Below are 14,050 nucleotides of genomic sequence, written 5' to 3'. Positions count from 1 at the left end.
ACCGGCCCAGATCCACCAGGTTTCGAGCCGGCTCCACATAACGAGGCGTCAAACACTGATTTCTCACGTATACCTTCTCATCTCGCTCAACAGGCACGCACCATCTGGCAGTACTGGCACGCCCCGCCTTTGTCAGGGCCGCTTCCCACCCAAACCCCAACACTCCCAACAGGATTCAGGCTGCCCTCAGCTTCACCAGATCGCTGCGACGACCCAGCGACGAAGGTCTCCCACCTCCGTTCGATACAACAAGCGCCTCATGGCGCACCCAGGCCTTGTGGTGGCACCTGACCCGCACCGGCCACCTCTTCGACTCCCGCGTCGACGCGCCGGCGGCCCGGGCGACGCGAGTGCGTTTCGCCCTGGGCTCCCTGGCCTATCCGGCGACGGTGGGTCTCGCCTTCGTGTCCGCCCCGCTCACCCTGGCGGCACACGGCCTGATCGCCCTGTACTACGGCTTCAACCAGATCCGCGTGCCTACGCGGGACCCAGTCGCGTCATGAGATCGGCGAGCGACTTCGCCATCGGGGCGTCGCCGCTGGCGTACCGCAGGACCTTCTCGCGGTCTTGACCGGATACGGTTAGCGCATGCTCCGCCGCATCGCCGGTGTTCTTCTGGCGGCCGCCGCCCTCGCCACTGGCTGCGGCCCATCGCCCGACACCAGTGGGCTCCCCGACGGCACCCAACTGGTCTCCGCCGCCGGGGCGAGCCTGGACCAGGTACGCACGGTCCGGTTCGATTTCGATGTCAGCGGCACGATTCCCGGGCTGGACGTGCGCGCGGTCAGCGGGCAGGCCAGCCGCGACGGCTCGGCCTCGGGCAAGGCCGACGTGCAGGACACCGTGAACCGATTCGAAACGACCTTCGCGATCAACGGGCCGACGTTGTACCTCACCGACCAGCACGGGAACCGGACCGAGCGGCCGGTGCCCGCCGGGTACAACCCGGCTGTCGTGCTGGATCCCTCACGCGGGCTGCCTCGGCTGCTCACCGAGGCGACCGGGCTGAAAACGGAAACGAAGGAAGACGTTCAGGGGGTGCAGGCGTACCGCGTCACCGGTGAGCTCGCCGGGAACGTCGTGTCCAGCGTCGTGCCTCAGATCCACTCGGACGTGGACGTCAAGTTCTGGGTGACGCAGAGCGAGCCGCGAGAACTCGTGCGGGTGTGGATGCAGGTGCCGCCGCAGCAGCCGAACGAAGGTGCGGTGATGCTGCAGCTTGCGCTCTCCGACATGAGCGCTTCGGGGTGAGTGGGGTGGCTACGGATGTTTCGTAGCAAATCCACCTTCCTCCAAAACGAGCGATCAGGGCGAGCAGTGCGTGTTGGGTGGCGGCAGGGTGCCGTCGACAAGGTAGGCGAGGCCCGCGATGTCGACGCACTGGTTGCCGTGGAGGAACGCGGTGTGCTGGGCGCCCTCGAACGTGAGTAGGTAACCGCCCAGGTCGGACGCCAGGTTCACGCCCGCGTGATACGCGGTCACCGGGTCGTCGGTGCTCGAGATGATCAGCGGTGGCGCGATGCCCGGCGCCGATGGCCGATGCGGCTTCGATGTGCTGGGCACCGGCCACGATGCACAGATGTCGAGTTCGTCGCGGTCAGGTCGGCCCCCGGCCAGAAACGGCGCGGCGTCGATCGTGCGCTGCCGGGCCGAGGCGATCACCGCAGGATCGGTCAGACGTGGGTTGTCGACACAGCGGACCGCGTAGTACGCGTCCTGCAAGGACGAATAGTGCCCGTCCGAGCCGCGCTCGTAATAGCTGTCGGCAAGCTTCAGCAAGACACTGCCGTCGCCAGACTTGAGCAGGTTCAAGCCGTTGTTGAGGGTCGGCCAGGACTGCTCCGAGTACATGCCTTCGACGACGGCGGTGATCGCGTCGTCGAAAGACAACCTCCTGCCGTCTGCCGTCTTGGCAGGAGCCGTGGCCAGCGGCCGGACGAGGTCCTGGAACACCGCAGTGGCGCGAGCAGGATCTGCACCCAGCGCGCAGCCATCGTGACGGGCGCATTCCTGGGCGAACAAGCCGAAAGCGTGGCTGAAACCCGTCCCCTGCGCGATCAAGGAGTCCGGCTCACCTTCGGTGGGGTCGACGACACCGTCGAGCACCAGGGCACGCACGTTGCCGGGAAACGTCTCCGCGTAGCGGTAGCCGATCTCGGTGCCGTAGGAGTAGCCCAGGTAGCTCAGCTTGGCGTCGCCGAGGACCGCACGCAGGATGTCGAGGTCCTTGACCACGTCGCGAGTGCCGACGTTGGCCAACATCTCGGTGCCATGCTCGGTTCGCTGCGCGCACTTCACGGCGAAATCGCTGGTGACCGCACCCGCGCGTTCGGCATCCCATTCCGTGTCGCTGAGGCAGTGGATCTGGGGCCGGCTGGCGCCGATTCCGCGGGGATCGAAGCCGACCAGGTCGAAGCGCAGGCCGGCGGCGTTGTTCGACACCACCGGCGCCAGGCGCGCCGCCGCCTTCATGCCCGAACCTCCGGGGCCACCCGGATCCATCACGAGCGAACCGATCCGGTTCGCCGGGTCGAGCGCCTTGTGGCGAAGGACGCCGATGGTGATCGAGTCCGCCTGCGGACGTGCATAGTCCAGCGGGACGGTCAGCCGGGCACACTCCACGCCGGGTGTCCGGAACGCCTCTCGACTCAGCTCATCGGTCGCGTACGGTGCGCAGTCGCTCCAGGACAGCTTCTGGTCGTAGAAGCGGTCGAGGGCGTGGACGTCGGACACCGGCGCGGGCTGTGGGTGCTGTCCGCTGGTGCACGTGGCCAGCGAGCCGGCGAGGGCCACGGCGGCGACGATGTGTAGCAATGAACGTTTGCTACGGATCATCCGTAGCAAACGCCCCTTCCTGTCGATACGCGCCTGGTCGTGGGCAGTGTGGGGCATCTCCCATATCGTGCCAGCCCGATCACTGAGCGGCACATCGTTGCCCCACCGGGGGGAGGGTGTTGTTGATCAGGTACGCGCTCCCGGCGGTGTCAACACACTGGTTTCCCTGCAGGAAGGCGGTGTGCTGGGTGCCCTCGAAGGTCAGGAGCGCGCCGTTCATGGCCTCGGCGAGGTTGACGCCCGCCTGATAGGGAGTGGCCGGGTCATTGGTGGTGGAAATCACCAGCACCGGCGGCACGCCGCTGATCTTCGGCTCGTGGGGTTGCAAAGTGTTGGGCACCGGCCAGAAGGCGCAGGAATCCAGCGCCGCGCCGTTAGCCCTGCCGTCGTCGAGGAAGGGCGCGACCTGCTCGAAACGGTTTTCCGCGTCGAGGATCTTGGTCTTGTCCGTCACGGGCGGATCGTCGACGCAGCGGATCGCGGTGAAGGCATCCTGATTGTTGCTATAACGGCCGCCGGGGTCCCGCTCGTTGTACATGTCCGCCAGCGCCATCAGCGTCTCACCCCGACCGCTCCGCAGGTCGTTCAAGCCGGTGTTCAACGTCTGCCACAGCTGCTGCGAATACAGCGCCTGGATCGTGCCGAGCGTGGCATCGGCGTAAGTCAGTTTCCGGCCGTCCCGCAACGGGACCGGATTGTCGATCAACGGCCGGGCCAGGTTCTGGAACACCTGGGAAGCCTCGGCCGGGTCGGCACCCACCACGCAGTCCTGACGTGCCGCGCACCACGCCGCGAACTCGTTGAACGCGGTCTCGAAGCCGGCGCCCTGCGCGATCTGCTCGTCCAGCGAGTCCTGGCTGGGATCGACCGCGCCGTCGAGCACCATGGCGCGAACATTGCCGGGGAACTCCTGGGCGTAGGTGTAGCCGATCCGGGTGCCGTACGAGTAACCGAGATAGGTCAGCTTCGGCTCGCCGAGCGCCGAACGCAGCACGTCCATGTCCCTGGCCACGTCCCGGGTGCCGAGATTCGCGAGCATCTCGGGGCCGTGCTCGGTGCGTTGCGCGCATTTGGCGGCGAAGTCCCTGGCCGCGGACTCCTGCTGGGCCACGCCGGCCGGCGAGCCGTCGACGCCCAGGTCCTCGGCCCGCTGGGCGTCGCGCTCGCGGTCGGTCAGGCAGTGCACCTTCGGCTCGCTCGCTCCGACGCCCCGGGGATCGAAGCCGATCAGATCGAACCGCTGGCCGAGTTCGCTGCCGGAAAAATGCGTTGAAAGACTCGCGGCCAGTGCCATGCCGGACGCACCCGGCCCACCGGGATTCACCACCAGAGCGCCGACCCGGCCGGTGCTGTCACTCGCCTTGTGCCGCAGGACACCGATGGTGACGGTGTCGCCGTCGGGCTTCGAGTAGTCCAGAGGCACCGTCAGCCGTGCGCACTGCAACCCTTTGCCACCAAAAGTGGATCTCGTGTCCGCCGAGGTCGCATATGGTGCACACTCGCCCCACGTCAAAGGCTGCGCGTAGAACCTGTCCATTCCGGGCGGCACGGCACCAGCGGGTCCCCTGGACTCGGTCACTGCCTGCTGCCCGGCGGACTCCGACGATGGCGCGCATGCGGCGACCACAGCAACGAGGAAGATGCCGGTTGATATGGCTACGCGCGTGGTTCGCTTAACGAGAGGCACCGCGTGATCGTGCCATCCTGGCAGTGAACGCATAAACACCACTGTGGCAGCGGGTGTGGCACGTTGGTGTGAGCTACGGAAAGAGACAGGAGACCAGGGGTGCCAGCACTGATCAGCCGGGTGGGCAAGCGGCTCCGCCGCCTCATCGAACGGCCGGCCAGCGTCGAGCTGACCCGGTACGAAGCGCTGCTCCCGGCCGTCGAGGAACTCGAGGCGGAGGTGGAGAAGCTCACCGATGCCGAGCTCACCGAACGCGCCGGGAAACTCAGGCTCGAGGACGAATTCGGCGAAGCCCAGTTGACCGAGCTGTGCGCCCTCGGCCGGGAAGCCGCCCGCCGCGCGCTGGACGAACGCAGCTTCGACGTGCAGTTGCTGGGCACCATGGGGCTGCTCGCCGGACACATCGTGCAGATGGAAACCGGTGAAGGCAAGACGATGGCCGGCGCGCTCGCCGCGGCCGGCTACGCCCTGCAGGGCAAGCGGGTGCACGTCATCTCGGTCAACGACTACCTCGCCCGCCGCGACGCGGAATGGATGGCTCCGGTCTACCGCCTGCTCGGTGTCTCCGTGGGTTGGGTGGAGCCGTCTCTCACCCGGGATGAGCGGCGCGAAGCCTACGCGGCCGAGGTCACCTACGGGGCGGTCAGCGAGATTGGTTTCGATACGCTGCGCGACCGCCTGGTCACCCGGGTCGACGAGCTCGTGCAGCCGGAGCCGGAGGTCGCGATCGTCGACGAGGCGGACTCGGTGCTGGTCGACGAAGCGCGGGTGCCACTGGTCATGGCAGGTTCGGTGGACGCCGCCGTCGCGGACGTGGAAGTCGCCAACGTGGTGCGGCGACTGCGGCCCGGCCTGCACTACGAGACCGACTCGGACGGGCGCAACGCCTGGCTGACGACTGCCGGGGCGTCGGTCGTGGAAAAGGCGCTCGGCGGGATCGACCTCTACGGTGACTCGGGCGCGGACCGGCTGGCCGCGGTGAACGTCGCCCTGCATGCGCACGCTCTGCTCACTCGGGACGTGGACTATCTGGTCCGGGACGGGAAGGTCCAGCTGATCAACGCCTCACGTGGCCGGGTCGCCGAACTCCAGCGCTGGCCGGACGGGCTCCAAGCCGCCGTCGAAGCCAAGGAGCAACTGCCCGCGACCGACCGCGGCGAGATCCTGGATTCGATCACCGTGCAGGCGTTGCTCGCCCGGTATCCCCAGGTCGCGGGCATGACCGGGACCGCGGTGGCGGTGGCCGAGCAGCTGCGTGAGTTCTACCGGCTCGAGGTGGCGGTGATCCCGCCGAACAAGCCCAACGTCCGCGAGGACCAACCGGACCGCATCTTCGCCTCGCCGTCGCAGAAACTGCGGGCCATCCAGGCGGAGATCCGCGAGGTCCACGAGACGGGACGCCCGATTCTGGTCGGCACCCAGGACGTGGCGGAATCGGAGGAACTGGCCGAGAAACTGGCGAAGGTGGACCTGCCGTGCGTCGTGCTGAACGCCCGCAATGACGCGGAGGAGGCCGCGATCATCGCCGAGGCCGGCACCTACGGCGCGGTGACCGTGTCCACCCAGATGGCCGGGCGGGGGACCGACATCCGGCTCGGCGGCGCCGACGGCCGGGATCGCGAGCGCATCACCGAACTGGGCGGGCTGCACGTGATCGGCACCGCGCGCTACCCGAGCAGCCGCCTGGACGGGCAGTTGCGCGGGCGGTCCGGGCGGCAGGGTGACCCCGGGAGCGCCGTGTTCTTCGCCAGCCTGAACGACGACCTGGTGCTGTCGAACGCGCCCGATGTGCCCGAGGGCATCGAGGCGGACGACGAAACCGGGGAGATCACGGACCAGGCGGCGCAGCGGCAGATCAACCATGCCCAGCGGGTCGCCGAGGGTGTGCACCTGGAGATTCACCGCAACACCTGGCGGTACACCCGGTTGATCGAACACCAGCGACGGGATCTGCTGAAGCATCGGGACGAGCTCCTGCGCACCAAACTGGCGGCCGAGCAGTTGGAGAAGGCGGCGCCGGAGCGTTATGCCGAGCTCGCCGAGGCGCTGACCGAAGAGAAGCTCGAGCAGGTGTGCCGGGAAATCATGCTGTACCACCTCGACCAGCTGTGGTCCGATCACCTGGCCTTCCTCACCGACGTGCGGGAAAGCATCCACCTGCGCGCGCTTGCGCGGGAGACGCCGCTGGACGAGTTCCACCGGACCGCGATCCCGGCCTTCCACAAGATCGTGCCCGAGATCGAGGAGCGCTCGGTCAAGACGCTGCAGGAAACCGAGATCACAGCGGACGGCATCGACCTGGCTGCGTCGGGAGTGCGCAGACCCACGTCGACGTGGACCTACCTGGTGCACGACAACCCGTTCGACTCGGACTTCGAGCAGACCCTGAAGCAGGTGCGAAGCTTGCTCAAGCGCAAGAAGAGCTGAGCGCTTCGTCCTGGGGTCGTTGTGGAGGAAGGTGGATTTGCTACGGACTATCCGTAGCAAATCCACCTTCCTCCACTTCCAGGTTCGAGCAGCGGGATTCGGCACATGGGGTCGTGAGCGGCGGGCCTGGTGGGTGAGAATGGCGCCATGCCGCAACTGAGGGTCGCGCTCGCGCAGGTCAACTCGACGGTCGGGGACGTGTCGGGTAACGCACGGTCGACGGTTGACTGGGTACGTAAGGCCGCCGGCCAGGGAGCCCACGTCGTGGTGTTCCCCGAGATGTCGCTGACCGGATACCCGGTCGAGGACCTGTCGCTTCGCGAGACGTTCGCCCACGCCTCACGGCGGAAGGTCGACGAGTTGGCCCGAGAGCTGGCCGACGCTGGGTGCGGAGAGATCCTGACCTACGTCGGCTACCTCGATCTGGACGACGTTGGACCGCGTGACGCCGCAGCAGCGCTGTACGGCGGCGAAGTGGTGGCTCGCCAGTACAAGCACCACCTGCCCAACTACGGCGTGTTCGACGAACACCGCTGGTTCAAGGCCGGACAAACGCTCGACGTCGTGCGCCTCCACGGACTCGAGATCGGCATGGTGATCTGCGAGGACATCTGGCAGGAGGGCGGTCCCGTGTCCGCGCTCGGCAAGGCCGGAGTCGACCTGGTCGTCTCCCCCAACGCGTCGCCATACGAACGGTCGAAGGACGACATCCGCCTGCCGCTCGTCTCCCGCCGGGCTGCCGAGGCGGGTGCGCCCCTGGTCTACACGAACCTCGTGGGCGGCCAGGACGATCTGGTCTTCGATGGGGACTCCATCGTGGTCGGCGCGAACGGCACGCTCCTGGGTCGCGCGCCGCAATTCGTCGAGCACCTGCTCGTCGTCGACCTCGACCTGCCGGCGCGCGATCACTCCGCCGAAGGCGAGTTCGAGGGCCTCCAGGTACGCCGGCGCGTGCTGGGCAACGAACGGGTGACGGCCTACCAACCGCTGGCCGAACCTCCGATCAGCGAGCCGCTTTCCGACGAAGCCGAGGTGTGGTCCGCGCTGGTCGTGGGGCTGCGGGACTACGTGCACAAGAACGGGTTCCGATCGGTGACCTTCGGATTTTCCGGCGGCATCGACTCAGCGGTCACCGCCGCGCTCGCCGCCGACGCGCTCGGCGCTGAAGCGGTTTATGGCGTTTCGATGCCGTCCAAATACTCGTCCGAACATTCGCAGTCCGACGCGGCCGAGTTGGCGCGACGGCTGGGCTGCCATTTCCGCGTCGAGCCCGTGGCCGACATGGTCGACGTCTACGTCAAGCAACTGAACCTCGACGGAACCGGGCTCCCCGAAGAGAACATTCAGGCCCGGGTTCGCGGCATGCTGCTGATGGCGCTGTCGAACCTCGATGGCCACCTGGTGCTGGCCACCGGCAACAAGACCGAGCTTGCAGTGGGCTATTCGACGATGTACGGCGACGCGGTCGGCGGGTTCGCGCCCATCAAGGACGTGTTCAAGACCCATGTGTGGGCGCTTGCCCGCTGGCGGAACGCGGAAGCGGTGAAGCGGGGCGAGATCCCGCCGATCCCGGAGAACTCGATCACGAAACTGCCCTCGGCCGAACTACGGCCGGGGCAGTTCGACACCGACTCGCTGCCGGACTACCCGTTGCTCGACGACATCCTGGACGACTACGTCGAAGGCGATCGCGGTTACGAGGATCTGCTGGCGGCCGGGTTCGACGCCGAGACGATCGACCGCGTGATCCGGATGGTGGACCGGGCGGAGTACAAGCGCCGGCAGTACCCGATCGGCACGAAGATCACGTTCAAGGCCTTCGGCCGGGATCGTCGCCTGCCGATCACCAACGCCTGGCGTGAGGGCGAGCAGCGTTGACGCGAGCTTGAAAGAGAGGAAGGGGCGTTTGCTACGGATGATCCGTAGCAAACGCCCCTTCCTCCATTAAGGAGTCGGTGCGCGGCTGAGTCCACAGCGGACCCGAATCCAGGGCGAGCAGCCGGCCGGCCGAGCCGGGGCTCGCGCACGGTCCGCAGTCAGGCGTCCCGGAGGTGGAGAGCCAGGCCACCGGCGCCGAGCGCGGCGGCGGCCCATGCGGCGAGCACGCCGAGCCCGGCCCACGGCGCGATGGGCAGCGTGTCCACGCCGACGGTGACCTGGATCGCCAACCCGGCCGTCATCGGGCCGATCTGCTGTAGGTGCCGGTACCAGTCCGGGTCGCCAACCACGGAGGCGACGATCGGGAAGACGTACAGCAGCCCCAGCACGATCCCGATGGCCGCCGCCGTATCGCGCACCGTGGTGGCCACGCCGAGGCTTAGCAGCCCGACCAGCACGAGGTAGAGGACCGAACCCGCCGTCGCCCGCAGCACCGGGCCGCTGGTCAGCGACAGCCCGCCGGCCGCCGCGCAGGCGAACACCGCGGCTGCCGCCGCGACCAGCACCAAGCCGCCGACCACAGTCGCCTTCGCGACGAGCACCGTGACCCGCCGCGGCAGCGCGGTCAAAGTCACTTTGATCATCCCGGACGCGTACTCGCCACCCATCGCGAGCACCGCCAGCACGGCCACGACCGCCTGCCCGACCTGGACGCCAGTGAGGGCCACCTTGGCCGAGTCGCGGGCCGTGCCCCCGTCCGCCGCGTCAGCCAGAACGCTCAGCCCCACGGTCAGCACGACCACGGCGAGCAGCAGCCATCCGGTTCCGCGCACCGTGCGCAGCTTCGTCCATTCGACGTGCAGCGCCAGCCTCACGCGTCCCTCCTTCGCAGCACCACCGCGGCGGCACCGATGGCGAGCGCCGTGTAGCCACACAGGACAGCGAAGCCGCCCCAGGACGGGAGGGGGAAGTACCCGTTCGCCGGCGTGTATGCGGCGGCCACCTGGGCGTATTCGGGCAGGCTCTGCTGAACGGCGAACGCGGCCGCCGGGGTGAGCCGCAGCAACCACTCCCCCACACCTTCGGGCAGCACTGAGGCGATCGCCAGCAGGTACGGCAGCACCATCGCAACCACGACGGCCGTAACGACTCCGGCAGCCCGTCGCAGGATCACGCCGACAGCCGAGGTGAGGATCGCGGTGACCGCCAGCAGCGCGGCGATCCCTACGATGACACCCGCCTCCGTCGCGCCGGACACGGGCAGGATGGGGAAGCCTTTGCCGCGTTGGATCGCGGTGACCACCGGGATGGCGACCGCGGCGGCAACCAGCCCGGTCACGAACGCGGTCCCGCCGAGCACAACCGATTTGGCCGCCAGGACAAGACCGCGTCGCGGGCTCGCGGTCAGCGTGGTGCGGATCAGTCCCCGCCGGTACTCGCCGGTGACGGTCAGCCCCGCCACGACCGTCACCACGATCAGCCCTGCGAAGGCCCCCACCAGGCCGCTCTCGACGGTCTTGGCAAGGCTGCCCCGGCGGACGACAACGGGCGCGATGTCCCCGGCCCCGCTGACGACGAAAGCCGAGCCCACACGTTCGAATGCACCTCCGCGGTCACCGATCTTGTCACTGGCCCAGGTGCCACCCCATTGGCCTCGCAGGCCGACACCCTCGAAGCCGGCGCTGACGGTGGTGGGGTCCCCCGGCCCGCCGGACTTCGCGACGGCATCGGGGGAAGTGGCGAACATGCCAACCTCCACAGTGGACGGCAACCCGCGCAGTTCGGCCGTGCCCACCGACTGCCAGCGCGCGCCGTCGGCGGACTCCTCCGCGAGGATCGTGTCCCCGGTGCGAGTCAGCCGCAGCCAGCGCGGATCGGTACTCGGAGTGCCGGCGATGTCATGCGTGTAGTCGTACTGCATTCGTACGCCGTGCGCCCCGGTCAGCATCACCGCCGCATACGCCGAGCCCTGCCGCACGCCGTCCTTGACGAGGATCCCCGCTTTCGCCCAGGGCTGCGGGCTGCCACCGGATTGCGGGTCGGTCAACGAACTCACCTTCACCGCGATGCTGCCGTTGCCCGTCAGCGGTTGGTGGACGAAGTTGAACGCATCGGTCACCGCCGTACCGTCCGGGCCGACGGGCGGCGTGCGGTCCGGGCAGGCCTGGCCGTTGGGGCCGGCGCAGCTGAACCCGCCACCGCCCGACCCGACCAGCCCGACCAGCACCGTGACGATCGCCGCGGTGAGCATGCCGAGGACCCAGCCGCGAACCGTGACGAACTTGGTCCACTCCGCCCGCAGCAGGTGCGCGAAGTGGTTCATGCGGCCTCCTCGGTCGCGCGGAACTCGACCGCGTCCCTCGTGAGCTCCATGTACGCCTCTTCAAGAGACGCCCGATGCGCGGTGACCTCGGAGAACGGCACGGACGCGGCGCCCAGCAGCGCGACCACCCGCTCGGCGGGCAGGCCGGACACGATGAGCGTGTCCGGTCCGGTCGCGGCGACGGTGGCGCCGGCCCCGGCAAGCACGGTCATCGCCTGCGCGCGGTCGGTGGTCCGCAGCGTGAGCCGGTCGCCCGAGGCGGCGGCGATGAGTTCCGCCACACCGGTGTCGGCGATAACGCGCCCGCGGCCCACCACGATCAGATGCTCGGCAGTGCCTTCGAGTTCGCTCATCAGGTGGCTGGACACCAGGACGGCCCGGCCCTGCGCGGCCAGCGACCGCAGCAGGCCACGGATCCACACGATGCCTTCGGGATCGAGCCCGTTGACCGGCTCGTCCAGCATCAGCACGGGCGGGTCGCCCAGCAGTGCCGCGGCGATGCCGAGCCGTTGCCGCATTCCCAGCGAGAAACCACCTGCATTCCGGCGTGTCACAGAGGTGAGGCCAGTCTGCTCGAGAACTTCGTCGACCCGCCGGCGCCCGAGCCCCTGGGAATGCGCGAGCCACAGCAGGTGGTTGCGCGCGCTGCGACCGGGCTGGAGTGCGCCGGCATCCAGCAACGAGCCGACCTGGGTGAGCGGGCGGCGCAGGCTGCGGTACGGCCGGCCGTTGACCAGCGCCCGTCCTTCGTCGGCCGCGTCAAGCCCCAGGATCACGCGCATCGTGGTGGACTTGCCGGCACCGTTCGGGCCGACGAACCCGGTGACGTGCCCTGGGCGGACGGTGAACGTCATCCCGTTCAGCGCCAGTGCCGGGCCGAAGCGTTTCCGCAGGCCGGCGACTTCGATGGTGGCTTCCATGGTCGGAAACGGTAGGGCTGGACGGGGCCGGAGTCGTCACGGCGGCGAGCGATCTCATCCCTCCCTCTCCAGGGGGAGGCGGGCATCCCCGAAGCCAGGGACGCACCAGGAAAGCCGAGACCGCGACAATGATCCCCGTGATCGGTGCCCGCCTAGCCCGTTGGGCCACGTCCGCGGTGGGCAGTGGCGTGCTGGCCGTCGCCGCGCTCGCCGAGTCCGTCACCCGCACCGTGGTGACCGGCCTGGGCCCGCCGCTTGCGTTCGTGGTCGCGGCAATGGCACTGGGCACGACGGTGCCGCTCAGCCTGCCGCGACGGCCGGCCGCGGTGACGGTCACGGCACTGATCCTGCTATCGCTGACGCTTCTTCAGGACGTGACCGTGGCGGGGGTGATGGCCCAGCTGATCGTGCTGTACCGGCTCGGCCGCAACGGCGATTCGCTCATGGGGACCGCGCTGGCCGTCCCGTTCCCCGTCCTGGCACTGCTGCCGGACCCGGACATCGCGACAGTGGTGCTGGCATCGGCGGCGCCCGCGCTGGTGTGGGTCGGCGCCGCGCTCCGGGCTCGTGGCGAGGCGTCGGTCCACCACGCGGCACGTCAGGCGATCGCCGCCGACCTCGTCCAGCACACCGCCCGCGGCGAGCGGGCCCGGATCGCCCGCGAGCTGCACGACGTGGTCGCCCACCACATCTCCATGATCTCCGTGCAGGCCGAGACCGCCCGGCTCACCATCGCCGACATGCCCGCGGCCGGAGCCCAGCGACTGCGGGAGATCGGCGACACGGCCCGCGCCGGGCTGACGGAGATGCGGCGGTTGCTCGGCGTTCTGCGGGAGGACGCTGCGGACGACCCCGTCGAACGCCATCCGCAGCCCGGCCTGGAGCAGCTCAACGACCTGCTCGACGAGTCCCGGGAGACCTCCGGTGCGGCGACCCGGCTCATCGTGTCCGGCTCGCCGGTCCGGCTCGACCCCGGTGTGGAGCTCGCCGCGTACCGGATCGTGCAAGAGGCGCTGACCAACGCGCGGCGGCATGCGCCCGGCGCGGCCGTCGACGTCGAACTTCGCTACCGCGGGGAGGTCCTGAGTGTGCGGGTGCGCGACAACGGGCCGGGGCTGGCACGCACCGAACCCGGCGGTCAGGGACTGGCCGGAATGCGCGAGCGTGCGGCGGCGGTCGGCGGCGAGCTACGGTGCGGCGCGGGGAGCCTCGGCGGCTTCCTCGTCGAAGCGACGCTGCCCGCCACGTCCGAGGTGACCACGTGACCGTTCGGATAGTCGTCGCGGACGATCACGAGGTGGTCCGCACCGGGTTCGCGGCCATGCTGGACAGCCAGCCCGGGTTCACGGTCGTCGGGACGGCCGGGGACGGTGCCGAGGCCGTGCGAATGTGTCGCCAGATGGTCCCCGATGTCGTGATCATGGACGTACGGATGCCCAAGATGGACGGCATCGGGGCCACCCGGCAACTCGCCACGGCCGGTCCACGCGTGCTGATCCTGACGACCTTCGATCTAGACGAGTACGTTTACGACGCTCTCCGGGCCGGCGCCAGCGGGTTCCTGCTCAAGGACGTCACCGCCGAGCGGTTGTTCGACGCGGTACGCGTCGTCGCCGCCGGAGACGCCCTGCTGGCACCGACCGTGACCCGGCGCCTGATCAGCGAGTTCGCCCGCCAGCGTCGCCGGCCGGAGCGGCCGCGAGCCCTCGCCACCCTCACCCCGCGCGAGACCCAGGTCCTGCGTCTGATCGCCGAAGGCCTCTCCAATCCCGAGATCGCCGCGCGCCTGGTCGTCACCGAAGAGACGGTCAAGACGCACGTGAGCCATGTGCTGAGCAAGCTCGGCCTGCGGGACCGCACGCAGGCCGTGGTCGCGGCCTACGAGAGCGGCCTCGTCGTGCCGGGTGAACGCTGAAACATCACGCGGAGTTTCGGAACCGCTTTTGAATGCCACCCCCTCATCCGGGAGAATCCACTGTC

General features: G+C 68.9%; 11 protein-coding genes. 6 read left to right on the top strand and 5 right to left on the bottom strand.

Going from position 1 to position 14,050, the window contains the following annotated elements:
- Positions 1 to 275 precede the first annotated feature (275 nt).
- Complete coding sequence (locus tag A3CU_RS0110755; protein ID WP_027942291.1) at positions 276 to 503, top strand: hypothetical protein; 228 nt, start codon at positions 276 to 278, stop codon at positions 501 to 503.
- Between the two features lie 85 nt (positions 504 to 588).
- Positions 589 to 1,251: an LppX_LprAFG lipoprotein gene (locus A3CU_RS0110750; protein ID WP_027942290.1), complete on the top strand. Its 663-nt coding sequence runs from the start codon at positions 589 to 591 to the stop codon at positions 1,249 to 1,251.
- A gap of 54 nt (positions 1,252 to 1,305) precedes the next feature.
- On the opposite strand, the gene A3CU_RS0110745 is transcribed toward A3CU_RS0110750, so the two are convergent.
- Positions 1,306 to 2,835, bottom strand: a complete 1,530-nt coding sequence (locus A3CU_RS0110745; protein ID WP_052371626.1) for an alpha/beta hydrolase — start codon at positions 2,833 to 2,835, stop codon at positions 1,306 to 1,308.
- Between the two features lie 79 nt (positions 2,836 to 2,914).
- Positions 2,915 to 4,555, bottom strand: coding sequence for an alpha/beta hydrolase (locus A3CU_RS0110740; RefSeq protein ID WP_084143193.1), 1,641 nt, complete (start codon positions 4,553 to 4,555; stop codon positions 2,915 to 2,917).
- 66 nt (positions 4,556 to 4,621) lie between these two features.
- On the opposite strand from A3CU_RS0110740, the gene secA2 reads away from it, so the two are divergent.
- Both secA2 and A3CU_RS0110730 read left to right on the top strand, forming a co-directional pair.
- Positions 4,622 to 6,949 (top strand): accessory Sec system translocase SecA2, encoded by a 2,328-nt coding sequence (gene secA2, locus A3CU_RS0110735; RefSeq protein ID WP_027942287.1) that lies wholly within the window; start codon positions 4,622 to 4,624, stop codon positions 6,947 to 6,949.
- A 147-nt stretch (positions 6,950 to 7,096) separates the two neighbouring features.
- Positions 7,097 to 8,827 carry an NAD+ synthase gene (locus A3CU_RS0110730; protein WP_027942286.1) on the top strand — a complete coding sequence of 577 codons (1,731 nt, stop codon included), beginning with the start codon at positions 7,097 to 7,099 and terminating at the stop codon, positions 8,825 to 8,827.
- Between the two features lie 158 nt (positions 8,828 to 8,985).
- Here A3CU_RS0110730 and A3CU_RS0110725 read toward each other — a convergent pair whose 3' ends face one another.
- Genes A3CU_RS0110725 through A3CU_RS0110715 form a run of 3 tightly spaced genes read right to left on the bottom strand, consistent with a single transcriptional unit; the run spans position 8,986 to position 12,070 of the window.
- Positions 8,986 to 9,702: an ABC transporter permease gene (locus tag A3CU_RS0110725; RefSeq protein WP_027942285.1), complete on the bottom strand. Its 717-nt coding sequence runs from the start codon at positions 9,700 to 9,702 to the stop codon at positions 8,986 to 8,988.
- Positions 9,699 to 11,150, bottom strand: coding sequence for a DUF1349 domain-containing protein (locus A3CU_RS0110720; RefSeq protein WP_027942284.1), 1,452 nt, complete (start codon positions 11,148 to 11,150; stop codon positions 9,699 to 9,701). The genes A3CU_RS0110725 and A3CU_RS0110720 overlap by 4 nt, the downstream gene beginning before the upstream one ends.
- Positions 11,147 to 12,070, bottom strand: coding sequence for an ATP-binding cassette domain-containing protein (locus tag A3CU_RS0110715; RefSeq protein WP_027942283.1), 924 nt, complete (start codon positions 12,068 to 12,070; stop codon positions 11,147 to 11,149). The genes A3CU_RS0110720 and A3CU_RS0110715 overlap by 4 nt, the downstream gene beginning before the upstream one ends.
- 128 nt (positions 12,071 to 12,198) lie before the next feature.
- Between A3CU_RS0110715 and A3CU_RS0110710 the strand changes: the two genes are divergently transcribed.
- Both A3CU_RS0110710 and A3CU_RS0110705 read left to right on the top strand, forming a co-directional pair.
- Positions 12,199 to 13,335, top strand: a complete 1,137-nt coding sequence (locus tag A3CU_RS0110710; RefSeq protein ID WP_052371625.1) for a sensor histidine kinase — start codon at positions 12,199 to 12,201, stop codon at positions 13,333 to 13,335.
- Positions 13,332 to 13,985, top strand: coding sequence for a response regulator (locus A3CU_RS0110705; protein ID WP_027942281.1), 654 nt, complete (start codon positions 13,332 to 13,334; stop codon positions 13,983 to 13,985). The genes A3CU_RS0110710 and A3CU_RS0110705 overlap by 4 nt, the downstream gene beginning before the upstream one ends.
- The last annotated feature ends 65 nt before the right edge of the window (positions 13,986 to 14,050 follow it).

The sequence above is a fragment of the Amycolatopsis taiwanensis DSM 45107 genome, assembly GCF_000519205.1.
GTDB classification, from domain to species: Bacteria; Actinomycetota; Actinomycetes; order Mycobacteriales; family Pseudonocardiaceae; genus Amycolatopsis_E; species Amycolatopsis_E taiwanensis.
This window is presented reverse-complemented; position numbering and strand designations above follow the sequence as displayed.